At 71.1% G+C, this 23,834-nt stretch carries 23 protein-coding genes and 1 pseudogene; 11 read left to right on the forward strand and 13 right to left on the reverse strand.

Going from position 1 to position 23,834, the window contains the following annotated elements:
• Positions 1 to 142: 142 nt before the first annotated feature.
• The 3 genes and pseudogenes from ACQ452_RS26990 to ACQ452_RS27000 form a co-directional block, all read right to left on the reverse strand.
• Positions 143 to 784: an MAE_28990/MAE_18760 family HEPN-like nuclease gene (locus ACQ452_RS26990; protein ID WP_433388449.1), complete on the reverse strand. Its 642-nt coding sequence runs from the start codon at positions 782 to 784 to the stop codon at positions 143 to 145.
• On the reverse strand, positions 781 to 1,893 hold the full coding sequence (locus ACQ452_RS26995; RefSeq protein WP_433388451.1) for a DUF262 domain-containing protein: 1,113 nt from the start codon (positions 1,891 to 1,893) through the stop codon (positions 781 to 783). Before ACQ452_RS26995 ends, ACQ452_RS26990 begins: the two co-directional genes overlap by 4 nt.
• A gap of 495 nt (positions 1,894 to 2,388) precedes the next feature.
• Positions 2,389 to 2,664, reverse strand: a pseudogene (locus ACQ452_RS27000) (tyrosine-type recombinase/integrase); the annotation flags it as partial.
• A 406-nt stretch (positions 2,665 to 3,070) separates the two neighbouring features.
• Here ACQ452_RS27000 and ACQ452_RS27005 point away from each other — a divergent pair.
• Together ACQ452_RS27005 and ACQ452_RS27010 are read left to right on the forward strand one after the other, a co-directional pair.
• Positions 3,071 to 3,469, forward strand: a complete 399-nt coding sequence (locus tag ACQ452_RS27005; protein WP_433388452.1) for a hypothetical protein — start codon at positions 3,071 to 3,073, stop codon at positions 3,467 to 3,469.
• A 132-nt stretch (positions 3,470 to 3,601) separates the two neighbouring features.
• The gene (locus ACQ452_RS27010; protein WP_433388453.1) at positions 3,602 to 4,168 is read left to right on the forward strand and encodes an NUDIX hydrolase; all 567 of its coding nucleotides are present in this window, start codon (positions 3,602 to 3,604) and stop codon (positions 4,166 to 4,168) included.
• 3 nt (positions 4,169 to 4,171) lie between these two features.
• On the opposite strand, the gene ACQ452_RS27015 is transcribed toward ACQ452_RS27010, so the two are convergent.
• A complete protein-coding gene (locus ACQ452_RS27015) occupies positions 4,172 to 5,587 on the reverse strand; it encodes a helix-turn-helix domain-containing protein (RefSeq protein WP_433388455.1) in 1,416 nt (471 codons plus the stop codon).
• 147 nt (positions 5,588 to 5,734) lie between these two features.
• Here ACQ452_RS27015 and ACQ452_RS27020 point away from each other — a divergent pair, with 147 nt between their 5' ends.
• A complete protein-coding gene (locus ACQ452_RS27020) occupies positions 5,735 to 6,073 on the forward strand; it encodes a hypothetical protein (RefSeq protein ID WP_433388457.1) in 339 nt (112 codons plus the stop codon).
• Positions 6,074 to 6,076: 3 nt separating this feature from the next.
• Entirely contained in the window at positions 6,077 to 6,349 is a 273-nt protein-coding gene (locus ACQ452_RS27025) for a hypothetical protein (RefSeq protein WP_433388459.1), read from the forward strand.
• 483 nt (positions 6,350 to 6,832) lie between these two features.
• Here the strand turns inward: ACQ452_RS27025 and ACQ452_RS27030 are convergent, their stop codons facing one another.
• Positions 6,833 to 7,306: a hypothetical protein gene (locus tag ACQ452_RS27030; protein WP_433388461.1), complete on the reverse strand. Its 474-nt coding sequence runs from the start codon at positions 7,304 to 7,306 to the stop codon at positions 6,833 to 6,835.
• A 133-nt stretch (positions 7,307 to 7,439) separates the two neighbouring features.
• On the opposite strand from ACQ452_RS27030, the gene ACQ452_RS27035 reads away from it, so the two are divergent.
• Positions 7,440 to 8,723, forward strand: a complete 1,284-nt coding sequence (locus tag ACQ452_RS27035; protein WP_433388462.1) for an MFS transporter — start codon at positions 7,440 to 7,442, stop codon at positions 8,721 to 8,723.
• An 80-nt stretch (positions 8,724 to 8,803) separates the two neighbouring features.
• Here the strand turns inward: ACQ452_RS27035 and ACQ452_RS27040 are convergent, their stop codons facing one another.
• The 3 genes from ACQ452_RS27040 to ACQ452_RS27050 form a co-directional block, all read right to left on the reverse strand.
• Positions 8,804 to 9,259, reverse strand: a complete 456-nt coding sequence (locus ACQ452_RS27040; protein ID WP_433388464.1) for a lamin tail domain-containing protein — start codon at positions 9,257 to 9,259, stop codon at positions 8,804 to 8,806.
• Positions 9,260 to 9,591: 332 nt separating this feature from the next.
• Positions 9,592 to 10,224 carry a histone deacetylase gene (locus ACQ452_RS27045; protein WP_433388466.1) on the reverse strand — a complete coding sequence of 211 codons (633 nt, stop codon included), beginning with the start codon at positions 10,222 to 10,224 and terminating at the stop codon, positions 9,592 to 9,594.
• A gap of 24 nt (positions 10,225 to 10,248) precedes the next feature.
• Positions 10,249 to 11,028 (reverse strand): phosphodiesterase, encoded by a 780-nt coding sequence (locus ACQ452_RS27050; RefSeq protein ID WP_433388468.1) that lies wholly within the window; start codon positions 11,026 to 11,028, stop codon positions 10,249 to 10,251.
• Between the two features lie 213 nt (positions 11,029 to 11,241).
• On the opposite strand from ACQ452_RS27050, the gene ACQ452_RS27055 reads away from it, so the two are divergent.
• Positions 11,242 to 12,663, forward strand: coding sequence for a diguanylate cyclase (locus tag ACQ452_RS27055; protein ID WP_433388470.1), 1,422 nt, complete (start codon positions 11,242 to 11,244; stop codon positions 12,661 to 12,663).
• Positions 12,664 to 12,675: 12 nt separating this feature from the next.
• Here the strand turns inward: ACQ452_RS27055 and ACQ452_RS27060 are convergent, their stop codons facing one another.
• A complete protein-coding gene (locus ACQ452_RS27060) occupies positions 12,676 to 13,737 on the reverse strand; it encodes an aspartate-semialdehyde dehydrogenase (RefSeq protein WP_433388472.1) in 1,062 nt (353 codons plus the stop codon).
• Positions 13,738 to 13,742: 5 nt separating this feature from the next.
• Positions 13,743 to 15,008 (reverse strand): aspartate kinase, encoded by a 1,266-nt coding sequence (locus tag ACQ452_RS27065; protein ID WP_433388474.1) that lies wholly within the window; start codon positions 15,006 to 15,008, stop codon positions 13,743 to 13,745.
• Between the two features lie 225 nt (positions 15,009 to 15,233).
• Here ACQ452_RS27065 and ACQ452_RS27070 point away from each other — a divergent pair, with 225 nt between their 5' ends.
• From ACQ452_RS27070 to leuA, 3 genes are all read left to right on the forward strand, one after another.
• A complete protein-coding gene (locus ACQ452_RS27070; protein WP_433388475.1) occupies positions 15,234 to 16,058 on the forward strand; it encodes a hypothetical protein in 825 nt (274 codons plus the stop codon).
• An 86-nt stretch (positions 16,059 to 16,144) separates the two neighbouring features.
• A complete protein-coding gene (locus tag ACQ452_RS27075; protein WP_433388476.1) occupies positions 16,145 to 16,699 on the forward strand; it encodes a nitroreductase family protein in 555 nt (184 codons plus the stop codon).
• A 238-nt stretch (positions 16,700 to 16,937) separates the two neighbouring features.
• On the forward strand, positions 16,938 to 18,689 hold the full coding sequence (gene leuA, locus ACQ452_RS27080; RefSeq protein ID WP_433388477.1) for a 2-isopropylmalate synthase: 1,752 nt from the start codon (positions 16,938 to 16,940) through the stop codon (positions 18,687 to 18,689).
• A 62-nt stretch (positions 18,690 to 18,751) separates the two neighbouring features.
• Here leuA and ACQ452_RS27085 read toward each other — a convergent pair whose 3' ends face one another.
• A complete protein-coding gene (locus tag ACQ452_RS27085) occupies positions 18,752 to 20,188 on the reverse strand; it encodes an MFS transporter (RefSeq protein ID WP_433388479.1) in 1,437 nt (478 codons plus the stop codon).
• A 107-nt stretch (positions 20,189 to 20,295) separates the two neighbouring features.
• On the opposite strand from ACQ452_RS27085, the gene ACQ452_RS27090 reads away from it, so the two are divergent.
• Together ACQ452_RS27090 and ACQ452_RS27095 are read left to right on the forward strand one after the other, a co-directional pair.
• Complete coding sequence (locus ACQ452_RS27090) at positions 20,296 to 20,943, forward strand: HNH endonuclease family protein (protein WP_433388480.1); 648 nt, start codon at positions 20,296 to 20,298, stop codon at positions 20,941 to 20,943.
• A complete protein-coding gene (locus ACQ452_RS27095; protein ID WP_433388482.1) occupies positions 20,940 to 21,386 on the forward strand; it encodes a hypothetical protein in 447 nt (148 codons plus the stop codon). Before ACQ452_RS27090 ends, ACQ452_RS27095 begins: the two co-directional genes overlap by 4 nt.
• Positions 21,387 to 21,436: 50 nt before the next feature.
• Here the strand turns inward: ACQ452_RS27095 and ACQ452_RS27100 are convergent, their stop codons facing one another.
• Together ACQ452_RS27100 and ACQ452_RS27105 are read right to left on the reverse strand one after the other, a co-directional pair.
• Entirely contained in the window at positions 21,437 to 22,540 is a 1,104-nt protein-coding gene (locus ACQ452_RS27100) for an ABC transporter ATP-binding protein (RefSeq protein ID WP_433388483.1), read from the reverse strand.
• A complete protein-coding gene (locus tag ACQ452_RS27105) occupies positions 22,537 to 23,691 on the reverse strand; it encodes an ABC transporter ATP-binding protein (RefSeq protein ID WP_433388485.1) in 1,155 nt (384 codons plus the stop codon). The genes ACQ452_RS27100 and ACQ452_RS27105 overlap by 4 nt, the downstream gene beginning before the upstream one ends.
• Between the last annotated feature and the right edge of the window lie 143 nt (positions 23,692 to 23,834).

Raw genomic sequence — 23,834 nt, forward strand, 5'->3', positions numbered from 1 at the left:
CAGGTGGCCTTGTACAGACATCTTTGAGGGGCACGCGGCCATCTCTTTCCATTCTGCCAGAGCTGCTGCTGGAGGGGGCGGCAGCCCTGGCAGATGGTAGACGGCTGGGCTACAGCCCACTGCAGCCCTGTCCGTACGTTGTCTAGATGCGGTATTCCTTGAGAGCTGCAGCATTGGATATCTGTCTGTAGATGTCGTCCATGATGCTTAAAATCTCTGTGCGGAGGTCCACCCAGTCCGTGAGTGCGATGAAGTCTTGCTCGCCATGTGCGATACGGTTCCGGGAGGCGAGGAGCTGCTCGTCGATCATGTCTCGATACTTTTCGTAGCCGTCGCACTTGCAGCCGATTGACACGAGGATGTCTTCTAGGCGCTCATAGTTCAGATTTGCCATTGTTCTGACTGCGTCCCGCGTATCGGGAATGCGTGCTAGCTCGGATGCTCCTTCCCTCATCTGGCGGACTACCTCGGCATGGAAACGCGAGCGGTATGTCTGGCCGAATTCAGTCAGGCTTGCGCGCATCGTTAGGCCAGCGATTTCTGGCCGCAGTTGACCCCAGGTTAAATTCTGCCGGGAAAGATAGGACAGATATGCATGGGCGGAATTTTTCACGAATCCCTCCCAATGGGCATAAAGCAATGCCACTGCTCCGCGAAGTAACGCCCGCTGCACCATACTTTCCGCCCCATGAACCTGGTTCCGGAAGACCGACAGTTCCTTCTTCCGCCATGCCAGGTCTGTTGAAATCGCACCATCCAATTCGGCGAGCGTGCGGATCTTCATGGCCGAAAATGAGCCCTCGCTACGGGCGCAACGGCTGCTATCCGAGTAGTTCCTCTCACGCCACCACGTGCCTGGTTTCTGAACTCCAAAAGCCCCCACAACTCCGTGACCTTCTGGCGCAATTCCGCTTTATGGTCCCTGTTTGCGCGCCAGGCTTCAAGATTCGAGGCGACTCCGGTGGTTACGGCTTCGAATGCAGACACAGAAAGCCCTCCGACGAAGCGCCCCTTCGTTGAGTCGTACCGCCGGAAACACTCGGCACCGAGCGCCTCATTCAAGAGAGCGAACGTCCCAGAAAAGGTATCCGCCGCAGAATCCCGATCATAAGATGCATCGGTTGCAAACGCAAGCATCCTTTCGGTGAGGAAGGTATCGACGTCTAGCATTCCTTTCAGTGCGTCTTGAGAACTGCCCAGCAGGGCAAGGAATCGGCACACCAGTTCGAGATCGTACTGGTGTTCGCCCTGCCTGCTGGTGACGAGCGTGCACTCCTTGAAGTCATCGTTCTCTTTAAGCTCGGTAAGCCATTGAAAGAAGGAGCGATCGGCCATCAGGAGTTGAACATTCCTGACCTCTTGGTCCGATGCGCTCTCTCCACCGGAATTTAGTCTATCGAAGAGTTCATATTTCGCCCTGTCATCACTTTCCGGCAGCAAAATCTTCACGTCTATCTTGCTTCTCTTGAGACCGATCCGCTGCCCGGGTGTCAGCGTTGGCTCCTCGGCGGATTCGAAAGTCATGCCAGCCAACGAACGTAAGTACTTTGTCGCCGTCAGCGAACTCGCAGGAAATGCCTCGCCGGTAGTTTCGTCAATCAACTCGCCCATAAATTCCAGGATCGTTGAGATCCGCTGCAGTCCGTCGATTACTTCCCAAATACCATCGTGGCGCTGCATTACAAATATCGATGGAAGCGGAATTCCGAGCAATATACTCTCTATCAGCCTCGACTTTTTCTCGAGAGGCCACCGGAAGAGCCTCTGATACTCCGGGCGAATCACCAACTCGCGGCTCTTGTAGAGATTCACCAGTTCGCCGATTGACATCGAGAGGGCATCGGCCTTGACGGTGGACCGCCCCTCCTCAATTTCTTCCTGAAGACTGGTCATCCTGAGTCCGTCCCGTACTGACGTATTTGCGTGTCGCAACCAGCCTAGGGCACGTCGCCGCGGTGAGCTATGCCGGACATCGGGACGCCAAGGTGCACGAGGGCATGCCGACCGCCTGGTGACAGCCGCACCGGTCCAAGAAGGCAGTGGCAAGGGGCATCACGGTGACCGTGGGACACATACCTCGAAAGCGTGTGAAGGCAGCTGGGGCAGGCATGCCAGGTGGTGTCTCATGCTGCCCAAGCCGAAGCGCTCGCTGCGTGACCAAGTGAGTGACAACCGGCACGCACACCAGCGGACGCTACCGAACTGTTGGGGACTCCATACCGAGGTAGAACGCGCGATGCTGGCTGGCCGGTCGGCCATGATTATTCGTTCGGGACGAAGAGGTCGTCGGTTCGAATCCGGCCACCCCGACCGAGGTCAGGGGCCACTCTCCATCGATGAGAGTGGCCCCTGATGCATTCGTACAGCAGCCGGGTACAGCAGCGGCGGTCACCGCAGGCTCTCCCCCAAGCGCTTGAGGGCGTCGCGGGTGGCGTCCGAGGACGCCTGCGAGTAGATCTCCATCGTGACCGACACCTCCGCGTGCCGAAGCACCTGCATGATGACGCGCGGGTGCACGTCCAGGTCGACGAGCAGGGTCGCGCAGGTACGCCGGGCGTCGTGCACGGTGATCTTCCGGACCCCGGCGCGGGCGCAGCGGGCGTCCCAGGAGCGATTGAAGTTGCGCGGCTCGACCGGCGTTCCGTAGCGGGTGGTGAACAGCAGCCGGGAGCCCTGCCAGGCGATGCCCGCCTGATCACGGTCGTTCTTCCTCGTCTGCTGGCGGAGGTGAGAGTCGAAGCCGGCCGGCGACAGATCAACGCTCGACGTCAGAGACGTGCGCGGACGCGCCCGGACGGAGCGCGCAGAGCTTACAAGCGAGGGGTCGAAGCGCCCCATTGGCGAGGCTGGCTCAGGCCGTCGCCAGGCCGTAGGACGTCAACCAGCGGAGACTAACGACGACACTCGATGCCGAGTGTTTGTGCAGATCAGGCTAATGATCGGCGACCGTTGTCCGGTTCGCCTGGCATCCCGTGCCAGTTCAACGCCAAGTGGCGGCTGGCGGGCTGCGAGTCGGGTGCCGGACAGATGGTGGTTACTGTGGGCGGGCAGTCCGCTACTTTCGATCACCATGAAGGATCTGGGGCGATACTGGGGCTATCTGGCGTTCATCATCCTCGTTACGGCGTGGTGGACTCGCTCTGTGGGGCCGGTGGCGCTGCTGGTGCTGTCGCTGCTGGTGACCAGCTTCTTCCTGTTTCAAGCTCCAGTGTGGTGCTGCGCCGTCAACCGGGACGGGACCCTGTGCCGAAACAACTCGGCTGGCCTTCTACTCGGATGTAGCAAGCGGCAGCACAAGTGGCAGAAGCTCAAGATGACCATCGCTCCGCATGCCTGGCGTCAGATGAACCGTGGGCTTTGGGCTTCGCCTAGGGAAGGACTGACGACCCTGGGCGCGATCGTGGGGATGCTCTCGGCGATCGCGGCCACGGCGATCAGCGTTGCTGGGCAGTTTGCTGGGAAGGCCTGACCAACTATGCGGCGAGCAGGTGCAGGGTAGGTCCTTGTCTTCCAGAACGGATGCGCTCGGGCCGTTCAGCTCTCTACCCGGCGCGCATCGGGTCCGCAGCGCATGGTGAGGTTCGGCGCGGATACTGGCGGGGTGATGGAGGAGCAGGCGACGGAGTTGACCCGGTGGACCATCCACGGCGAGCGCGTGGTGGACGACACCCGCCGGGCACGGCTGAGCATCGCCGAGGTGGAGTTGCCGGACGGGGTCCGTTTCGAGCAGTACGTGATCCGGGCTCCCCAGTCGGCCATGGTCGCCGTGCTCGACGGTCAGCGGCGGCTGTTGTTGATGCGACGGCACCGCTTCGTGTTCGACCGGTGGGTATGGGAGCTGCCTGGCGGTTACGTCGACGACGATGAGCAGCCGGCGGCGTGCGCGGTGCGGGAAGTCGAGGAGGAAACCGGTTGGCGACTCCAGGCGGTGGAGCCGTTGCTGTCCTTCCAACCCTGGGTCGGCACTGCCGACGCCGAGAACCTGCTCTTCCTGGCCCGGCACGCCGAACACATCGGCACACCCACGGACGTGAACGAGGCCGAGCAGGTCGCCTGGATTCCGCTCGAAGAGGCATACGCGCTGGTGTCCCGGGGTGAGATCGTCGGTGCCGGGACGGTGATCGCTGTGCTGGAGTTGGTGGCGCGCAAGGCCCGGGGAGAGCTGTGACGGTCAGCGTCGGGGGCCGAGGGTGGCATCAACGCGGCCGGTGAAGTGCCGGACGGCGGGTAGCCGCCGATGTGGGGCGAGCTGCGCTTGCAGATCGCGGACATAGCGACTGGCCCTGGCCGAACGAAGCTGGTTAGTCAGGGTCAGGGCTTCCGCGCCGATAGCGCAGGCCCGGTCGGGTTCGCCCTGTTGGGCGTGGACGCTGGCGAGCAGGGCCAGGTTGAAGGCTCGGCCGCGTACGTACCGGTTGTCCATGTGCAGCGATCGGGCAGCGAAGCGTTCGGCGTGGGTGGTGCGGCCGAGGGCGTGGAAACAGTGGCCGAACTTGGCCGAGAGGTACGCCTCATCGAAGTAGCTGAGCCATTGCGGGTCGCTGCTGCGGTCGGCTCGGTCGAGAGCCTGTTCCGCCTGATGCAGGGCGGCAGCGCAGGCCCGTTCGTCGTTGGCCTTGGCCAAGGCGTGGGCTTCCATGACGTGAGCTTCGGCGGTCAGGACGGCAACCCCGGCACGGCGGGCGGTCCGGCCGGCGGCGCGGGCGAGGTCGAGGCCGGTGGCGGTGTGGCCGAGGTAGGTGGCCTGGTGGCTCATCGCGGCGAGGATCTCCGCGCCCAGGCCGTCGTCTCCGGCAGCGTGGGCGAAGTCCAGGGCAAGGGTGAGGTACCGCTGGGCGATGCCGTGCTCGGCCGTGTCATACGCCTGCCAGCCGGCGAGTTGGGCCAGTTCGGCGGCGGCGCTGAGCAGCCGTTGGCCGGTGCCATGATCGTAGCGGCCGTCGGTGAGCAGCGGCGTCACCTCCTGGTGGAGGTAGCGGGCGACAGTGTCGCGGGCGTGCCCGCCGCCGTACTGGTTGTCCAACTGGCGGTAGGTCGCCGTCATCGCCCGGATGGTGTCAATCGCGGGTTGACCGACCGCGCTGCGACCGGGTTGGGTGACCGGAGCCGGGGCGGGGGCGGTAAACCAACGCAGCGCCGGCAGTGTGTAGCCGGCGGAGCTGAAAGCCACCTCCCGGAGTACGTCTCGACGGTTCACGTCACCTCGCCAAAGTTCTGCGGCACTGCGCACGTCATCGCGCCAGGTCCGCTGCAAAGGCGGCGCGTCGGGAACGCGCCGACTGGGGGCGGCGGCCGATGGTGCGGCCTGTCGGGGTGCCAGGCCCATCGTGGTGCGCGCCTGGTCGGGCATCCGGCATCCGTCGGCGATCCGTTCCAGCACGTCGATCGAGGTGACCTTGCGTCCGGCCATGATCCGGCTGACGTAGCCCTGTTCCAGCCCGACAGCGGCCCCGATCCGGCTCTGACTCGCCCCGGTGAGGTTCGTGATCCAGCGGAACAGCCCGCCGATGTCGCGGGCGGCCAGGACGGCCAGCACCTCGCCGTGCGACCACGCATCCTCCGGAATCCGCAGCGGATCGAGCAGCACGGCAGCTCCCAGCGTCGCGTTCCGACTACTCAAGGTGTTCAGGTCGACAGCCTAGGGCGACCATTCGCGCTGGTCGAGCCGTCCCATGTCACCGTGACATGACCGCTGGCCATGGAACGGCCCGCCGTCGGACGCGATGGTCGGCGCATGTCCTTCGATGTCGACAACCCGCCCGAAGAGCCACCCGCCGACTGCCAGCACCGTCTGTTGTGGCGACTGGCCCGCGCCCTCTGGGAAGCACATAGGCCCGACAGCACCGGCTTCTGCGTAGCCACCGGCTGCTGGCACACGAACCAGCGTGACCCCTGCCGACTGGCCCGACTCGCCCAGGAGGGGATGCGCACCGCCTGCGGCGAAGCCACCAACGCCTCGCCGCCCTGGATCGCCGTCATCCGCGAGCGCCTGGCCACCGGCGAGATCGACCCCATGGACGCCGTCGCCGAGGCCCTCTGGCACCGCCGCCACACCCCCAGGGCAGGGCGGTGACCAATGGGAGCCCTCTACACCTCGGCAGCCTTCCAGGAGTACGCCAAAGCCCAGGTGGCCTACGCGGACATCCTGCTGACCAAGCACGCCGAGTCAACCCTGAGCCTGTGCCGCTGCGGCCGACTCCACCCCTGCGACGAACACCGCCACTGGCTGGAGATGCGCACCCACTTCCGGCAGTTCCTCGTCGACGAGCAGTACAGCAACGAAGTACAGCAACCGAGCCGACCACACCCAACCCAGCGCGACCCCAGCAGGCCGGATGACCTCGGATGACACCCGATCCGACCGGCCTGCCGCCAGTTCGGGACGAAGAGGTCGTCGGTTCGAATACGGCCACCCCGACCGAGGTCAGGGGCCACTCTCCATCGATGAGAGTGGCCCCTGATGCATTCGTACAGCAGCGGCGGTCACTGCGGGCCCCCAGGCGCTTGAGCGCGTCGCGGGTGGCGTCCGAGGACGCCTGCGAATAGATCTCCGTCATCGGCGGTGGCGCCCTGCGGCGCCCCTGGCGATGAATCGTCGGTGCCGGAACGTCCAGTCCTTGTGCGCACGCTTTGGAGCTGAATCGGTTACGACATCAGGCGATGGCTGTGCTGTGGGCCGCCGTGGGCACGGCCGGCCGGCCGGTGAATCGTCTACGACATCAGCTCCGTAGCGTCCCGCGGGCGGCTCCTCGACCCGGCGGGCCACCCGCGCGGATGCCGATCATCCGGCCAACGCAGGGAGGACGCACCAGCCGAGGGGCTACCGGGCGGCTCAGTCCTGCCGCTCGGTGCGGGCGATCTCGGTGAACGCGGCGCTCAGGTAGCCGTCGAGGGGCCGGCCCGTCCCGGCGAGCAGGTCGGCGACGAGCAGCGGCGCGTGCCGCGCCACGGCGGTCGGGTCGGGGGGCGACTCGTCGTCGCCCGGTTCGTAGACGCCGAGGGCGCCCGCCAGCAGGACGAGCACCACGTGCGGGTCGACGTCGGGCTGCCAGGGTGCCGCCCCACGGACGCAGCCTTCGAGCACCTGACGGACATCGTCGCCGTCCAGGCCGTCGGGGTGGGTCTCCTCCAGCAGCAGGCGGACCACCGCGCCGAGCACCAGGCCGGAGCGTTCGGCCGCGGCGAGCCGGGCCACCGCGACGTCGTACGCCACGGGGTCGCGCTCGCGCGCGGCGGCGACCGCCCCGGTGGCGGCGGTGGCGATCTCGCGGGCCGGCGCGGGCAGGTGCCGCCAGGTGGTGGTCATCCCGTCCAGCATCCCAGAGGGGTACGACGTCCCGCCGCGCGCGTCGGCGACGTGCTGCCGGGCGTTCGACAGTTGTGAAACCCGGGGGCAAATGGGCTCGCGTCGTGTCACACCCAGAGCAGAGAATCGGGGGATGCTCAGTCGCGCCCTGCCCCGCCGACCGGAAGCCCGACGGATGCTCGTCGGCACGCTGCTGTCGGCGATCGGGCGCGGCCTCACCCTGCCGTTCCTGTTCATCTACCTGACCGACGTGCGGGGCCTCACCGACGCCCGCGCCGGCCTGGTGATCGGCTGGTACGGCGTGGTCACCCTGGTGCTGTCGCCGGTCGGCGGCACGCTGATCGACCGGTTCGGCGCGCGCCGGGTCCTGCTGCCGGGTCTGCTGCTCGAGGCGGTCGGCACCGGGTCGCTGGCGCTGGTCGACTCGACCGCCTCGGCGTTCGGGGTGATGACGCTGGTCGCGATGGGCAGCTCCGTCATCTGGTCCGGGCAGAACACGATCCTCGCCTCACTCACCGACGCCGATGAGCGGCAGCGGGTCTTCGGGCTCAACTTCGCCCTGCTCAATCTCGGCATCGGTCTCGGCGGCCTGACCTCCGGGGCGATCGTCGACACCGCCCGCGAGATCACCTTCCAGGCGATCTACGTGCTCGACGCGATCAGTTACCTGATGCCGGCGCTGATCCTGCTGACCCTGCCGCACGTGGGCCGCCGGGTCGCCGCCGGGCCGGCCGAGGAGCGGACGTCGGCCGGCGGCTACCTGACCGTGCTGCGGGACCGCCCGTTCCGGCGGCTGGTCATCTTCGGCCTGGTCCTGACCACCTGCGGTTACGCGCAGATCGAGGTCGGCTTCACCGCGTACGCCATCCGGGTGGCCGAGGTGACGCCGCGCGTGGTCGCCTGGGCGCTGGCCGGCAACACGGTGATGATCGTGCTGTCGCAGTTGCTGGTGATCCGGCGGATGGAGGGGCGCAGCCGGACGGGCGCGCTGGCGGTCGTGGGCGGGGTCTTCGCCCTCGCCTGGCTGGTCCTGGGGGCCGGGGGCGTGGTGGGTCCGGGCAACGCGCTGGCCGCCGCCCTCTGCGTGGTGGCCTGCTCGGCGATCTTCGGCTTCGGCGAGACGCTGCTGTCGCCGGTGATGCCGGCGCTGACGAACGCGCTCGCCACGGACGCGCTACGCGGCCGTTACAACGCCATGAGTTCGATGATCTTCGGCATCAGCGGCGTGATCGGGCCGGTGACGGCGGGTCCGCTGATCGGAGCGGCCAACGGCCGGATCTGGGTGGTGGTGGTCGTCAGCGGCTGTCTGGTGGCGTCGCTCGTCGCGCTCTCCCTGCGGCGGCTGCTCACCCCGGCCCAGGACGGTCGCGTGCCGCCCACGCCGGCCACCACGGAAGCGGCCCCCGCCAAGGCCTGACCCGATCGGACGCCGCGAGCGGGCCGGCGGACGGCCCCCGCCGCGTCGCCGGCCCCGGTCGCCCGGGGCCGGCGCCGATCTCAGCAGTTCGTGTAGCTGCCCTTGCTTCCCCAGGAGCAGGAGTCGATCAAGGTGCCGGCCGAGTTACGCAGGTACGCCTTGTCGCCGGTGTTGTTCCAGACGTAGGCGCCCGATCCCCAGTAACGGTGGGTCGACGTGTTGCCGCCCCTCCCGGTGTGGACGTAGACGCTGGCGCGGGCGCCGAGCCGTACGTTGCCGGAGAACTTGTAGACGTGGTTGGACTTGTCGCGCAGCGTCCAGTTCTTCAGGTTGACGGCCGTCGACCGCCGGTTGGTCAGCTTGACGTACTCGGCGTTCAGGCTGGAGTTCGAGCGGTTGTCGGTGCCCGGCGAGTTGTAGTAGACCTTCGTGATCTGGACGGCGGGGGTGGCGGCCTGGGCCGGGCCGGCGGTGCTCAGCGATACTCCCACCGTGATGGCGCACGTCACCGCGAGACCGATAAGCCTTCTTCTCATGCGATTCCCCCACACGGACGGCCGGACGTGGAGCCGGCGGATGAGCCGCGTACGTGCACGGCCGGCTGAGGTTATCGATCTTCGGCGACCAAAGTGGACGGTTCGACGGCGGCATCGGCAATTGCGTACGCCTGGTTGATCAGCTCCCGTCCGGCGGGACCGGCCCCGGTCCTCCGACCGACCGCCGCAGGAACCAGGCGGCGTGGCGCGGGACCCGACCGTTCCACTCCCACCCGCTTTCGGTGCCCGCAGCCGGACGGTGTGGCAGACATGTCGGATCGCGGGCCCGACCCACCGGCCCCCGACGACGATCCGACCGCCCGGAGCGCGGGTCAGCCCGCGACGGCCTGACGCACCAGCGGGACCAGCGCGTCCCGCTCCCATCCGCCGTCGACTCCCGGCCGGCCGCCCAGATAGGCGGCGATCCGGTCGGCGTCCCAGCCGTGCGACTCGCGCAGGCCACGGGCGATCATGGCGAGGTAGGCGGGGGCCGGGGCTCGCCACCGCACGTCGGCCGCCGTCCAGCCGGCGGTGAAGGTAAGCAGCGGGAGCCCGTCGAGCCGGCCGGGGCAGATGAGCGTCTCGTACCGGCCGGGACCGAGGGTGGCCCTGCCGGTGGCGACGGCCGCGCCGATCAGGTCGAGATCGGCGCCGGGCTCCCGGTACATCTCCTGGGCGGCCACGTCGGCGAACTGCCCGACGTCGAGCAGGTAGGCCCGGCCCGCCGCCGCGCCGGGGAGCGTCGGGTCGTAGAACGCCATCCCGCCGGTCCAGGCCCGGGACTCGCCGGCGAAGTAGACGCCGCCGGGCAGCGACACCGGCACGGTCCGCCGCGGCGGTCGCGGGTCCCGGCAGCCCGGATACGTCCGCCGTACGCCGGGCGGGCAGCCACCGGCCAGGTAGAAGCCGAGCCGGGCGGCGTGCAGGTTCGACCCGTACGCGACGTACCAGACCTCGCCCGTCACCGTCGACACGTCCCCCCGGGGCGATCAGAACCCGCAGACCATGCCGGCGGCGTGACTGACCTGCACCAGGTGCGTCGCGCAGCCGCCCGGGGCGAGGCGGTGCAGCAGGAAGCCGGTCGGCTCGGCGACCCAACCGGTCTGCTCGTCCGCGCTGGTGGTGAACGAACTCTGCCGCCAGGTGCTCGGCGCGATGCTGAGCACCGTGCCGGCGAAGGTCACCGTGACCGCCCGGTGGACGTGCCCGGCGATCACCCGTACGACGTGTGGATGCCGGGCGATCACCTCGGCCAGTTCGTCGCCGTCGGTCAGCCGGACATCGTCGGCGGCCGGGATGCCGACGGGTGCCGGCGGGTGGTGCAGGCAGACGACGGCCGGCACGTCGGGGCGACCCGCCAGCACCCCGTCCAGCCAGCCGAGCTGGTCGGCGCCGAGGCAGCCGGCGCTGCTGCCCGCCATCAGGGAATCCAGCACCACGACGGTCGTCTCCGGGTGGTCGACGTGGTAGTGCGCCGAGTAGCCGCCGCCGAGCCACGGCGTGCCCCCGAACGCGTCCAGCAGCGACTCCCGGTCGTCGTGGTTGCCGGCGACCAGGTGCAGGGGCAGCGGAAACCGGCCGATGATCTCGCGCAGGGCCGCGTACTCGTCGGGTCGGCCCCGGTCTGCCAGGTCGCCGGTGATGACCACGCAGTCGGGCCGGGGGTCGAGCGCCAGCACCCGGCCGAGGGCCCGGTGCAGGCCGGCGGCCGGTTCGGCGGCCAGCACGCCGGTGGTCAGGTGCGGATCACTGAGCTGGGCGATGAGCATCGTGCCTCCACTCGACCGGGATCCCCACGCTATCGCCGCGCGCCCCCGCGCGGGGTGCGCTCAACCCACAGGCGCTGTCCACAGCCTGTGGATAGCACGTGTGTACGAAGCTTTCGGTGATCTTGCACGCAGGCGGTTCCGCGCCCCGCTGAGTACGCTTGATCGCGGGCCGTCCGCCGGCCGCACCCCTCCCTACCTGGAACGACGTGCCCTGTGGATCACGAGCGAGTCATCCGTGACGTCACGGTCCGCCTCCCCATGGCGTCGACCGTGGTGGAGGCGTGCCAGTTGGCCGTCGCCGCGCTCGCCCGGCACGCGCCGGCCACCATCTCCGTCCTGCTCCAGGTCCACGACCGGCTCCGCTGCGTCGCCGCCACCGGCTCCTGGCAGGTCTTCTCCACCGTGCCGCCGAAGGCCGGGATCGTGGGCCGGGTGTACGCCGCCGGCCGGAGCGCCGTCGTCCCCGACGTCGCCGAGGACCCCGACTACATCCCGGTACGCCCCGACGTCACCGCCGAGGTGTGCGTGCCGGTGCTCGACCCGGCGGGCCGGCCCATCGGCGTACTCGATCTCCAGTGGTGCGGCCCGACCGACCTGGCCCCGTGGCGCGACACCGCCGAACGGCTGGCGACCCGGCTCGGTGCCCGGATCGTGGCCCTGGGCGGACCGCCGCCGGAGAGCCGCAGCGAGAAGCTCCTGCGGCACGCCGCCGCGCTGACCTCCGCGTCGACGGAGTCGGACCTGTTCGCCGCCGCGATCGCCGCGGCCCGGGACGTCTCCACCCTCACCGCCGCGGTGCTGGTCCTCGCCGGTGCGGACGGGCCCCGGCTGGCGACGCCGGCGGCCACCCCGGACGACCTGGAGGCCCGGATCCGGGCGGAGTTGATCGAGTCGGGACCGGCCGCGCTGGGCCGGCTGGTCGGCCGCGCCCACCGCCACGGCGTGGGTCACACGCTCGGCGAGGCGGGGCACCCGGCGATCCCCGAGCACCGGCCGTTGACCCGGGCCGGCGTACGCACCCTCGTCGCGGTGCCGCTCGGCCCGCCCGACGGCGGCGGCGTGCTGCTGGTCGCCGACGAACTGCTGCTGCGCCCCGACCCGACCACCGTCAACCTGCTGGAGTTGCTCGCCAACCAGGCGTGGACCTGCCTGGACCGGCTGCGCACCCTGGCCCGGCTGCACGAACGGGCCAACTCGGACCCGCTGACCGGGCTGCGGCACACGGGGCCATTCGGCCGGCGGATCGCGGCGGCCACCCCGGGGCGTACGGCCCTGCTGGCGATCGACGTGGACGGCTTCAAGACCGTCAACGACACGTACGGCCACCAGGCCGGCGACCGCGTGCTCGTCCGGCTGGCCCGGGCCCTGGAGGGGGCGCTGCGGCACGGCGACGAGCTGTACCGCATCGGCGGCGACGAGTTCGTGGCGGTGATCGAGGTGAGCCGCCCCGAGGAGGCGGTCCGGATCGCCGAGCGCCTGGCCGAGGCGGCGCGGCTCATCGGCCGCACGATCAGCGTCGGGGTGGCCCTCCCGCGCTCCGGCGAGCCTCCCGAGGCCACCCTGCGCCGCGCCGACCAGGCGCTCTACGGCGTGAAGCGGCACGGTCGCGACGGCGTCCGCCTGGCCGCCGCCTGACGGGACCCCGGCTCAGCGGGCGCGGCGTTCCTTGGCGATGAGTTCGGCTATCTGGGCGGTGTTGAGGGCGGCGCCCTTGCGCAGGTTGTCGCCGGTGACGAAGAAGTCCAGGGCGCGGGGGTCGTCGACGGCGCGGCGGATGCGGCCCACCCAGGAGGGGTCGGTGCCGACCGCGTCGATGGGCATCGGGAACTCGCCGGCGGCCGGGTCGTCGACCAGGATCACGCCGGGGGCGTTGCGCAGCACCTCGCGGGCGCCCTCGGCGGCCACCTCGGTGGCGAAGACCGCGTGCACCGCGACGGAGTGGCCGGTCACCACCGGCACCCGTACGCAGGTGGCGGAGACCTTCAGGTCGGGCAGCCCGAGGATCTTGCGCGACTCGTTGCGCAGCTTCATCTCCTCGGACGACCATCCCGCGTCGGCCAGGAAGCCCGCCCAGGGCACCACGTTGAGCGCCAGCGGCGCGGGGAACGGGCCCAGGTCGTCGCCGACCGCCTGGCGCACGTCGCCGGGGCGGGAGCCCAGCACGCGGTCCCCCGCGACCTTGGCGAGCTGGTCGTGCAGGGCGGCCACGCCGGGCTGGCCCGCGCCGGAGGCCGCCTGGTAGGAGGCGAGGACCAGCTCGCGCAGCCCGTACTCGCGGTGCAGCGGGGCGATCGCGATGATCATCGCGAGGGTGGTGCAGTTGGCGTTGGCGATGATGCCCTTCGGGCGGTTGCGTACATGCTCGGGGTTGATCTCAGGCACCACCAGCGGGACGTCGCGGTCCATCCGGAAGGCGCCGGAGTTGTCCACCGCCACGGCGCCGCGACCGACCGCGATCGGCGCCCACCGGGCGGAGACCTCGTCCGGGACGTCGAACATCGCCACGTCGACCCCGTCGAAAGCCTCGGGGGTCAGCGCCTGCACGGTCAGTTCCTCGCCCCGGCAGCGCAGCCGCCGGCCGACGGAACGCTCGGAGGCGAACAGCCGGATCTCGCCCCAGACGTTCTTCCGCCCGCTGAGCAGCTCGCACATCACCGTGCCGACGGCACCGGTCGCCCCGACCACGGCCAGGGTGGGCAGCGGCGACACGGTGGCTACCGTCCCGTCCCCGCGTAGACGACGGCCTCGGTGTCGCCACCGAGGTCGAAGGCCTCGTGGATGGCGCGCACGGCGGCGTCGAGGTCGGTGTCGCGGCAGACCACGGAGACCCGGATCTCCGAGGTGGAGATCATCTCGATGTTGACCCCGGCCGCGCCGAGGGCGGCGAAGAAGCCGGCCGCCACGCCGGGGTGCGAGCGCATCCCTGCCCCGATCAGCGAGACCTTGCCGACGTGGTCGTCGTAGAGCAGGCCCTTGAACTTGACCGGCTCCTGGATCTTGCTGAGGGCGGCCATGGCCGTGGGGCCGTCGGCCTTGGGCAGCGTGAAGGAGATGTCCGTGCGGCCCGTGCCCTCGGTGGAGACGTTCTGCACGATCATGTCGAGGTTGATCTCGGCGCCGGCCACGGTGTCGAAGATCCGCGCGGCGGCTCCCGGCTCGTCGGGCACCCCCACGATCGTGATCTTCGCTTCACTGCGGTCGTGGGCGACCCCGGTGATCAGTGCTTGCTCCACGGGAAGGTCCTCCATCGATCCGGTGACCATCGTGCCGGTGTTGGTCGAGTATGACGAACGGACGTGGATCGGCAAGTCCGCCCGGCGGGCGTACTCCACGCTGCGCAGGTGCAGGATCTTGGCGCCGCAGGCGGCCAGCTCCAGCATCTCCTCGTAGGTGATCCGGGCGATGTGCCGCGCGTCCGGCACGATCCGCGGGTCGGCCGTGAAGACGCCGTCGACGTCGGTGTAGATCTCGCAGACGTCCGCGTGCAGCGCGGCGGCGAGCGCCACGGCGGTGGTGTCGGACCCGCCCCGGCCCAGCGTCGTGACGTCCTTGGTGTCCTGCGAGACGCCCTGGAAGCCGGCGACGATGACCACCGCGCCCTCGTCGAGGGCGCCCTTGAGCCGGCCCGGCGTGACGTCGATGATCCGCGCCCGGCCGTGCACCGACGTGGTGATCACACCGGCCTGCGAACCGGTGAACGAGCGTGCCTCGTATCCCAGGTTGTGGATCGCCATGGCGAGCAGCGCCATGGAGATCCGTTCCCCGGCGGTGAGCAGCATGTCCAGCTCGCGGCCCGGGGGCAGCGGGCTGACCTGGTTGGCCAGGTCGAGCAGCTCGTCGGTCGAGTCTCCCATGGCGGAGACCACCACGACGACGTCGTCGCCGGCCTTGCGCGCGGCGACGATGCGCTCGGCCACCCGCTTGATCCGCTCCGCGTTGGCGACGGAGGACCCGCCGTACTTCTGCACCACGAGTGCCACGACGGTGCGCTCCCTCCCAGCGACGACCCTGAGCGTGCCGACGCCGCCGGCATCTCAACCGACGGCGGGTGTCAGACGCACCCAGGGTATCGGTCGCCGGGTCCGGCCGGGTCGGGTGATCCCACGATCCGGCCCGGCCGCCGCGCCAGGCGTGCCCCGCGACACGCCGGGGCGTCGCACGCCGTGCGGCCCCGCGCGCGTCCCCGCGGGCCGCAGAATGGCTCCGTGCACGCCCACCTCCGCCCAGCCGGCCCCGCCGCGAGGCCCGCGCGTCCGGGCCGGCGCCTCGCCGGCCCGCTCGCGCTCGTCCTGCCGGCGCTCCTCGTCACCGCCTGCACCGCCGACCAGCCGGCGGCCCGGCCCACGCCCACCGCGAGGCCGGTCCCGGCGGGGCTGGACGCGGCGCGCGACGAACTTGCCGCGCTGGCCGCCGCCGCGCGGGACCGGCACCTGGTCGCCAGCTACACGCTGCGCGCCCCGGGGGCCCCGGACCGCACCATCCTGGTGACCAGCGCGGACGACGGCAGTTGGCGGGTCGACGTGCCGGGCGGCGCGCTGGGCGGGACCGTGGACGTCTCGCTCGCCGCCACCGTCGACGGGCTGTTCCAGTGCGCCCTGCCCTCCGCCGCGCGGCCCGAGCCGGCGACCTGCGTACGCCTCGGCGACCGCGACGAGGCCGTGCCCCGGCGGCTCGATCCCCGGGTGCAGCACCCGTTCACGGACTGGCTGGCCGTGCTGACCGACCGGCGGGCCCCGCTCGCCGTGTCGCCCGCCCAGCCGCCGACCGGCGCGTCCGGTGCCTGCTACTCGGTCGAGACCACCTCGGCGTCGATCAACGCGCCGCTGGACGTGGGGATCTACTGCTACGGCCCCGACGGCACGCCCACGGCGGTGCACACCGCGTTCGGCACGCTGCTCCTGGTCGGGACGCCCGCCCCGGCGCCGGCCACCGTGCGGCTGGCCGGGCCGGTGGTCGCCGGCGAGCCGCTGGGCACGGCGGAACCGGAGCCGACCGGGGGGTCCGCGAGCCCGGACGCGGCAACGCCGTGACCCCGGGTGACGTTACGGGTGCCGTTCCCCACATCCGGACATCCCTCCCTTAAGTGCCTAATCGCCCTTAGGGGACACTGACCCCCATGGCCGACCTCACCCCGCTGCTCGCCTTCCGCTGGAGCCCCCGGGCCTTCGACCACACCGCGGAACTGTCCCCGCAGGACGCGTCCGCACTGCTGGAGGCCGCCCGCTGGGCGCCCTCCGCCGACAACTCCCAGCCCTGGCGGTTCGCCCTCGGGCACCGCGACGACGACACCTGGAAGCGGATCCTGGTCAGCCTCCCCGGCGGCGACCAGCGCTGGGCACGGCACGCCGCCGCGCTGGTGCTGGCCGCGCGGGCCGGCGGCGACGCGGAACGGGCCGGTTACGACCTGGGGCAGGCCGTCGCCCACCTCACCGTGCAGGCCACCGCGCTCGGCCTGCACGTACGCCAACTGCGCGACCTCGACCGGGCCGGCCTGGTCACCGACCTCGACCTGCCGGCGCACGTACGCCCGCACGTGGTGATCGCCGTGGGGCGGCTCGGCGACCCGCTCAGCCTCCCCGCCGACCTGCTGCGCGCCGAGACCGGGCTGCGCCACCGCCTCCCCCTGGCCGCGCTCCTGCTGACCGGCCGGGCAGCGAGGTACGTCCCATAGTCCGGACCCACCTTCCCGCGCCCCGCCCCACCACGTAGGGTTACCTCGTCATGTGGCGGGCGCAGCTTCTCCTTGTTCGCCGCGACGAGGCCTGAAGGCCGGCACCTCGTCGCGGGGTCGAACCGCGCCGTCCAGCACATCCGAACCATCCCATCGGCAACCGCCCGGGCACCGTCGCCCGGCACCCGCCCGACACCTTCCGATTGCTGACGCCACATGTTCCAGGGAGCACTCCGTCATGGCTCAACCCGTCACCGGCACTGAGACCGACCCGATCGCCCGGCAGCGCCCCAGCCGGATGCCTCACCACAGGTACCAGCCGTACCAGCAGCAGTTCCGCCTCGACCTGCCCGACCGCACCTGGCCGGCCCGGCACGTCGAGGCCGCGCCGCGCTGGTGCGCGGTGGACCTGCGCGACGGCAACCAGGCGCTGATCGACCCGATGTCGCCGGAGCGCAAGCGCCGGATGTTCCAGCTGCTGGTGCAGATGGGCTACAAGGAGATCGAGGTCGGCTTCCCCTCGGCCAGCCAGACCGACTACGACTTCGTGCGGCAGCTCATCGAGCAGGACCTGATTCCCGAGGACGTCACGATCCAGGTGCTCACCCAGTGCCGGGAGCACCTGATCGACCGCACCTTCGAGTCGCTGCGCGGCGCGCGCCGGGCCATCGTGCACTTCTACAACTCGACCTCCACCCTCCAGCGTCGGGTGGTCTTCGGGCTGGACCGCGACGGCATCGCCGACATCGCCACCCAGGGCGCGCGGCTCTGCCGCAAGTACGCGGAGATCCACACCCCGGACACGGACATCCACTACGAGTACTCGCCCGAGTCCTACACCGGCACCGAGCTGGAGTACGCGCTGGAGGTCTGCACCAAGGTCATCGAGGTGATCGACCCGACGCCGGACCGCAAGCTGATCATCAACCTGCCGGCCACCGTCGAGATGGCCATGCCGAACGTCTACGCCGACTCCATCGAGTGGATGCACCGGCACCTGCCCCGGCGCGACAGCCTGGTGCTCAGCCTGCACCCGCACAACGACCGGGGCACCGGCGTCGCCGCCGCCGAGCTGGGGCTGCTGGCCGGCGCGGACCGGATCGAGGGCTGCCTGTTCGGCAACGGCGAACGCACCGGCAACGTCGACCTGGTGACGCTGGGGCTCAACCTCTTCTCCCAGGGCGTCGACCCGATGATCGACTTCTCGAACATCGACGAGGTACGGCGGGCCGTCGAGTACTGCAACCAGCTCCCGGTGCACGAGCGCCACCCGTACGCGGGCGACCTCGTCTACACCGCCTTCTCCGGCTCGCACCAGGACGCCATCAAGAAGGGCTTCGACGCGCTCGCCAGGGACGCGGCGGCGGCCGGGGTGCCGATCGACCAGCACACCTGGGCGGTGCCCTACCTGCCGATCGATCCCAAGGACCTGGGCCGCACCTACGAGGCGGTCATCCGGGTCAACTCGCAGTCCGGCAAGGGCGGCGTCGCGTACATCATGAAGAGCGAGCACCAGCTCGACCTGCCGCGCCGGCTCCAGATCGAGTTCTCCGGCGTGGTGCAGCAGGTCACCGACCACGACGGCGGTGAGGTCGGCCCCGCCACGATGTGGGAGATCTTCGCCGGGCACTACCTGCTCGACCACCAGGTCGACCCGGCGCTCACCCTGGCCGGGTACACCATCGGCACCACCGAGGGCAAGGTCGAGATCGAGGCCCGCGTCGGCCTGGGCGGGGACCTGCGCCCGCTGGCCGCCGTCGGCAACGGCCCGATCGACGCGTACGTCAACGCGCTCCAGTCGGTGGGCGTGGCGGTACGGGTGCTCGACTACCACGAGCACGCGCTCTCCTCCGGCGGCGACGCGCACGCCGCCGCGTACGTGGAGTGCGACGTCGACGGCCGTACCGTCTGGGGCGTCGGCACCGACGCCAACATCGTCACCGCCTCGATCAAGGCCGTCACCAGCGCCGTCAACCGCGCCCGCGCCTGAGCTGGCGGGCGGGCTCCCCGCCGACACCTGATGTCGGCGGGGACCCTGCCGGCCGGCGGCCCTCAGCGCCGGGGCGGACGGTGGATGAGCAGGGCGGCCAGCGCCGCCCCGGCCACCAGCAGGCCGGCACACCAGAGCATCGCGCCCCGGTACGCGCCGGTCAGCTCCGCCGGCTGCGCGTAGCCGGCACCGGTGAGCCCCACCAGCAACGGGAGCGCGGCCACCGCCAGCAGGCCGCCCGCCCGCGACGCGGCGTTGTTGAAGCCGCTCGCCACCCCCGCGAACCGGTCGTCGACGGCCGCCAGCACGGACGCCGTCAGCGGCGCCACCACCAACGTCAGCCCGACGCCGAAGAGCGCCACCCCCGGCAGCACGTCCCGCCAGTACGACGCGTCGGGGCCGACGCCGCGCAGCAGCACCAGCCCGGCGGCGGCGACCAGCGGCCCGACGGTCAGCGGCAGCCGCGGCCCGATCCGCGCCGACAGCCCGCCGGCCCGGGCCGAGCCGACCAGCAGCAGCACCGTCATCGGCAGCAGCGCGACCCCGGTGAGCAGGGCCGACCATCCGAGGACGTTCTGCAGGTAGACGGCGAAGAAGAAGGTGAAACCGCCGAGCGCCGCGTAGACGAGCACGGTGAAGACGTTCAGCACGGAGAAGAGCCGGCTGCCGAACAGGCCGGTGGGAAGCATCGCCGTGTCCCCCCGGCGCCGCTCGACGAGCACGAAGGCGACCGCGCCCACCACCCCCGCCAGCACGGCGACGAGCACCGGCACCGAACGGAGGCCCCGGACGGGGGCGTCGATCAGCGCGTACGTGACGCCGGCCAGGGCGAGCGCGCCGAGCAGCGCCCCGGCCACGTCGAAGCGGCGGCGGCCCCGCCCCGGCCCCTGCGTGCGGGACGCGGCCTCGTCCCGGCTCTCCGGCACCCAGCGCAGCGCCGCCAGCGCCACCAGCACGGCCAGCGGCAGGTTCAGGAAGAAGATCCACCGCCAGGAGAGCGCGTCGATCAGCCAGCCGCCGAGGAACGGGCCGAGCGCGGTCGAGACGCCGGACAGCCCCGACCAGGCGCCGATGGCGCGCCCCCGGTCGTCGGGGTGGAAGCTGGCCTGGAGCACCGACAGCGAGCCGGGGGTGAGCAGCGCGCCCCCGGCGCCCTGGAGGAACCGGGCCGCGATGAGCCACCCGGTGTCCTGGGCCAGGCCGCAGAGCAGCGACGCCGCGGTGAACCACAGCACCCCGAGCAGGAAGACCCGCCGCCGTCCGAACCGGTCGCCGAGCGCGCCGCCGAGCAGCACGAAGGCGGCGAGCGTCAACAGGTAGCCGTTGACCGTCCACTGGAGACCCGCGACGGTGGCGTCGAGGTCCGCGCCGAGGCGGGGCAGCGCCACGTTGACCACGGTGCTGTCCAGGAAGACCATCCCGGAGGCGAGGACGGCCGCCAGCAGGGTGCCCCGCCCGCGGGTGGTGCCGAGGCGGAGCGCGGGTGCGGTGTCGGTCATGGCGTCCAATCTGCCCGGCCGGTATGAGAGACGCCACGAAATGCCAAAACCACCCCCGGGTACTGTGCGGGATCGCCGGAAGCCCGCAAGCTGGAGAGGTGTCGTCTGTGCGTACCAGATCAGGACCGCTTGCCGCTGTGACGGCCGCGCTCGCCGCGGCGTTGGCCCTCGGTGCGGCCGGTTGTGCCGCCGTCGACGAGCCGCCAGCCCCGCCGCCCGGTGACGGCGGTGGCAACGCCGCGCAGAAGTTGGGGCAACTCACCGTGGCCGGCGCGGGGTCGATGAAGGGCTACAGCCGGCAGCGTTTCCCGCACTGGCGGGACACCGGCAAGAACTGCGACGTGCGCGACAGCGTGCTACAGCGCGACGGGGAGGACATCAAGCTCTCCGGCTGCAACGTGGTCGGCGGTCGCTGGGAGAGCGTCTACGACGGCCGGGCCTTCACCGACCCGTCGGGCGTGGACATCGACCACATGGTGCCGTTGGCCAACGCGTGGCGCTCGGGCGCCGACGAGTGGGACGACACGAAGCGCGGCGAGTTCGCCAACGACCTGGACCGGCCGCAGCTCTTCGCGGTTTCCGCCTCCTCCAACCGGGCAAAGGGTGATCAGGACCCGTCCCAGTGGAAGCCGGCGAACCAGTCGCACTGGTGCCAGTACGCCGACAACTGGGTGACGGTCAAGCACCACTGGCGGCTCACGGTGACCACCGCCGAGAAGGCCGCCCTGACCGACATGCTGGAGGGCTGCAGATGAGCGAGACAGCCGCGCCGGGGGCGGCACCCGCCCCCGAGCCGACGCCGGCCGCCACCGGGCAGGACCCGGCGGCGCCGGGCGGCGCACCGGCCGGGCCCACCACGGCCGGCATGACGGCGGACGGCGCGGCCGGCACGACCGCCGGCGTGCCGGGGGCGGGGATGTCCGCCGACGCCGGGGGCGCGTCGGGCGTCACCCGGGAGCGCACGGCCGACATCGTGCCCGGCCCGGGCGGGGTGATGACCGACGAGGTCGGTGTCGTCACCGGCGAGCTGACCCTGCGCACCGGCTACGAGGACGGCCAGGTGACGCTGAGTGTGCAATACCGGGAGGCCGACGAGTGGTACGCGGTCACCGGCGGCCGGGTGGCGCTGGCCGATCCGGCCGGGCTGGACGCGGTGCACGGCGTCGCCGTCGCCCTGCTGCACCGCCCCGAGGGCTGACGGCCACGGCGGACGCGGCCCCCGGACGAGGGCCGCGCCCGTGACACGGATCAGACGTACGAGCCGGGTTCGCTGGGCGCGGAGACCACGTGCGGGTCGTCGCCCTCGCCCATCGGGCGGGTGAGCTGCACGCTCACCTTGTGGGGGCGCAACTCCCCGCTGGCGATCGGCTCCGCGAAGTGGCAGGCGACCCTGCTGCCGCGGATCTCCCGCAGCACGGGACGCTCGTCGGCGCAGCGGGTCGGCTGCGCCCACGGGCAGCGGGTGTGGAACCGGCAGCCCGAGGGCGGGTTGGCCGGCGAGGGCAGGTCGCCGGCGAGCAGGATGCGCTCCCGCCGGTCCTCCACGTCCGGGTCCGGCACCGGCACCGCCGACATCAGCGCCCGCGTGTAGGGGTGCATCGGCTCGGTGTAGAGCCGGTCGCTCGGCGCCTCCTCGACCAGCGCACCCAGGTACATGACGCCGACGGTGTCGGAGATGTGCCGCACCACCGCGAGGTCGTGCGCGATCACCAGGTAGGTCAGGCCGAGGCTCTCCTGAAGCTCGTCGAGGAGGTTCACCACCTGGGCCTGGATCGAGACGTCGAGCGCGGAGACCGGCTCGTCGGCCACGATCAGCTCGGGCCCGAGCACCAGCGCCCGCGCGATGCCGATGCGTTGCCGCTGCCCGCCGGAGAACTCGTGCGGATAGCGGGAGAGCGCCCAGCGCGGCAGCCCCACCGCGTCCAGCGTCTCGCCGATGATCCGCCGCCGCTCGTCCCGGTCGCCGCCGATCCCGTGGGCCTGCAGGCCCTCGGTGAGGATCGACTCGACGTTCTGCCGGGGGTCGAGGCTCGACATCGGGTCCTGGAAGATCATCTGCATCCGGCGGCGCATCGACCGCAGCTTGCCCGCCGGCAGCGTCGTCAGCTCGACGCCGTCGAACCTGACCTCTCCGCTGGTGGGCGGGTTGAGCTGGAGCAGCGCCCGACCCAGCGTCGACTTGCCGCAGCCGGACTCGCCGACCAGGCCGTACGTCTTCCCGCGGGCGATGCTCAGGTCGACGCCGTCGACGGCCTTCACGTGGCCGACCGTCCGGTCGAAGACCACCCCCCGACGGATCGGGAAGTGCACCTTCAGGTCGCGGACCTCGACGAGGATGTCGCTCTCGGTCACGGCTTCTCCTCCTCGCGCGGGGCGGGCACCTGGCCCGTGGTCCCGTCCGTCGCCGGACCGGTGCTGGCCGGCCCGGTCGCGGCCGGTGCGGCCGGTGCCGGGTCGCTGACCGCCGGCTCGCCGGCGGGCGGGGCGCCCGTCGCCGGACCGGTGGCGGCCGGGGCGGGCTCGGCGCCGGGCGTCGGCGCCGGGTTGACGCAGCGGTAGCTGCGACCGTCGTAGGCCAGCACCAGCGCGGGCGGCTCCCCCACGCACTCGTCGACCCGCCGCTCGCAACGCGGCGCGAACGCGCAGCCGTCCGACCAGGGCAGCAGGTCGCGGACCGAGCCGGGGATGGGGTTCAGCCGCTCGCCGCGCCCCGCGTCCAGGCGCGGCACCGAAGCGAGCAACCCCACGGTGTACGGGTGCCGGGGCTGACGGAACAGCGGGCGGCGGCGGGCGGTCTCCACGACCCGGCCGCCGTAGAGCACGTTGACGGTGTCGCACATGCCGGCGACCACGCCCAGGTCGTGCGTGATCATGACCAGGGCCGTACCCGACTCCCGGACCAGCTCCTTGAGCAGCTCCAGGATCTGCGCCTGGATGGTGACGTCCAGGGCCGTGGTCGGCTCGTCGGCGATCAGCAGCCGGGGCTGGCAGGCCACCGCCATGGCGATCAGGGCGCGCTGCCGCATGCCGCCGGAGAGCTGGTGCGGGTATTCCTTCAGCCGCCGCTTCGGGTCGGGGATGCCGACCCGGTCCAGCAGCGCCGCCGCCTCCTTCTCGGCCGCCGCCCCCTTCATGCCGCGGTGCCGGGTGAGCACCTCGGTGACCTGCAACCCGATCGGGATCACCGGGTTCAGCGACGAGAGCGGATCCTGGAAGATCATCGCGACGTCCCGGCCACGGATGTCCCGCCGCGACCGGTCGTCGAGCTGGAGCAGGTCCGTGCCGTCGAAGACCGCCTTGCCGCCGACGCGCAGGCCCGGCTGCTTCGGCAGCAGGCCCATGATCGCCAGCGAGGTGACGCTCTTGCCGCAGCCGGACTCACCGACCAGGCCGACCACCTCGCCGGAGTCGACGGAGAAGGAGACCCCGTCGACGGCGTGCACGGTGCGCTGACCGCGCCGGGCGAACGTGACGGAGAGGTCGTCCACATCGAGCAGTGCCATTACCGACCTTCCGTTCGCGACTGCGGGGCTCGCAAGCTCACTCCTCGCGCTTCACACAACCGACCCTTCGTTCGCGACTGCGGGGCTCGCAAGCTCACTCCTCGCGCTTCACACAACCGACCCTTCGTTCGCGACTGCGGGGC

The sequence above is a fragment of the Micromonospora sp. KLBMP9576 genome (assembly GCF_050941805.1).
Classification (GTDB): Bacteria; Actinomycetota; Actinomycetes; order Mycobacteriales; family Micromonosporaceae; genus Micromonospora.

Bases quoted from the DNA above. Each gene is read 5' to 3' on its own strand.
- ACQ452_RS27085 (WP_433388479.1), bottom strand. From the start codon at position 20,188: ATGACCGACACCGCACCCGCGCTCCGCCTCGGCACCACCCGCGGGCGG.
- ACQ452_RS26995 (WP_433388451.1), bottom strand. From the start codon at position 1,893: ATGACCAGTCTTCAGGAAGAAATTGAGGAGGGGCGGTCCACCGTCAAG.
- ACQ452_RS27005 (WP_433388452.1), top strand. From the start codon at position 3,071: ATGAAGGATCTGGGGCGATACTGGGGCTATCTGGCGTTCATCATCCTC.
- ACQ452_RS27040 (WP_433388464.1), bottom strand. From the start codon at position 9,259: ATGAGAAGAAGGCTTATCGGTCTCGCGGTGACGTGCGCCATCACGGTG.
- ACQ452_RS27035 (WP_433388462.1), top strand. From the start codon at position 7,440: ATGCTCAGTCGCGCCCTGCCCCGCCGACCGGAAGCCCGACGGATGCTC.
- ACQ452_RS27105 (WP_433388485.1), bottom strand. From the start codon at position 23,691: ATGGCACTGCTCGATGTGGACGACCTCTCCGTCACGTTCGCCCGGCGC.
- ACQ452_RS27020 (WP_433388457.1), top strand. From the start codon at position 5,735: ATGTCCTTCGATGTCGACAACCCGCCCGAAGAGCCACCCGCCGACTGC.
- ACQ452_RS27025 (WP_433388459.1), top strand. From the start codon at position 6,077: ATGGGAGCCCTCTACACCTCGGCAGCCTTCCAGGAGTACGCCAAAGCC.
- ACQ452_RS27030 (WP_433388461.1), bottom strand. From the start codon at position 7,306: ATGACCACCACCTGGCGGCACCTGCCCGCGCCGGCCCGCGAGATCGCC.
- ACQ452_RS27075 (WP_433388476.1), top strand. From the start codon at position 16,145: ATGGCCGACCTCACCCCGCTGCTCGCCTTCCGCTGGAGCCCCCGGGCC.
- ACQ452_RS27095 (WP_433388482.1), top strand. From the start codon at position 20,940: ATGAGCGAGACAGCCGCGCCGGGGGCGGCACCCGCCCCCGAGCCGACG.
- leuA (WP_433388477.1), top strand. From the start codon at position 16,938: ATGGCTCAACCCGTCACCGGCACTGAGACCGACCCGATCGCCCGGCAG.
- ACQ452_RS26990 (WP_433388449.1), bottom strand. From the start codon at position 784: ATGAAGATCCGCACGCTCGCCGAATTGGATGGTGCGATTTCAACAGAC.
- ACQ452_RS27050 (WP_433388468.1), bottom strand. From the start codon at position 11,028: ATGCTCATCGCCCAGCTCAGTGATCCGCACCTGACCACCGGCGTGCTG.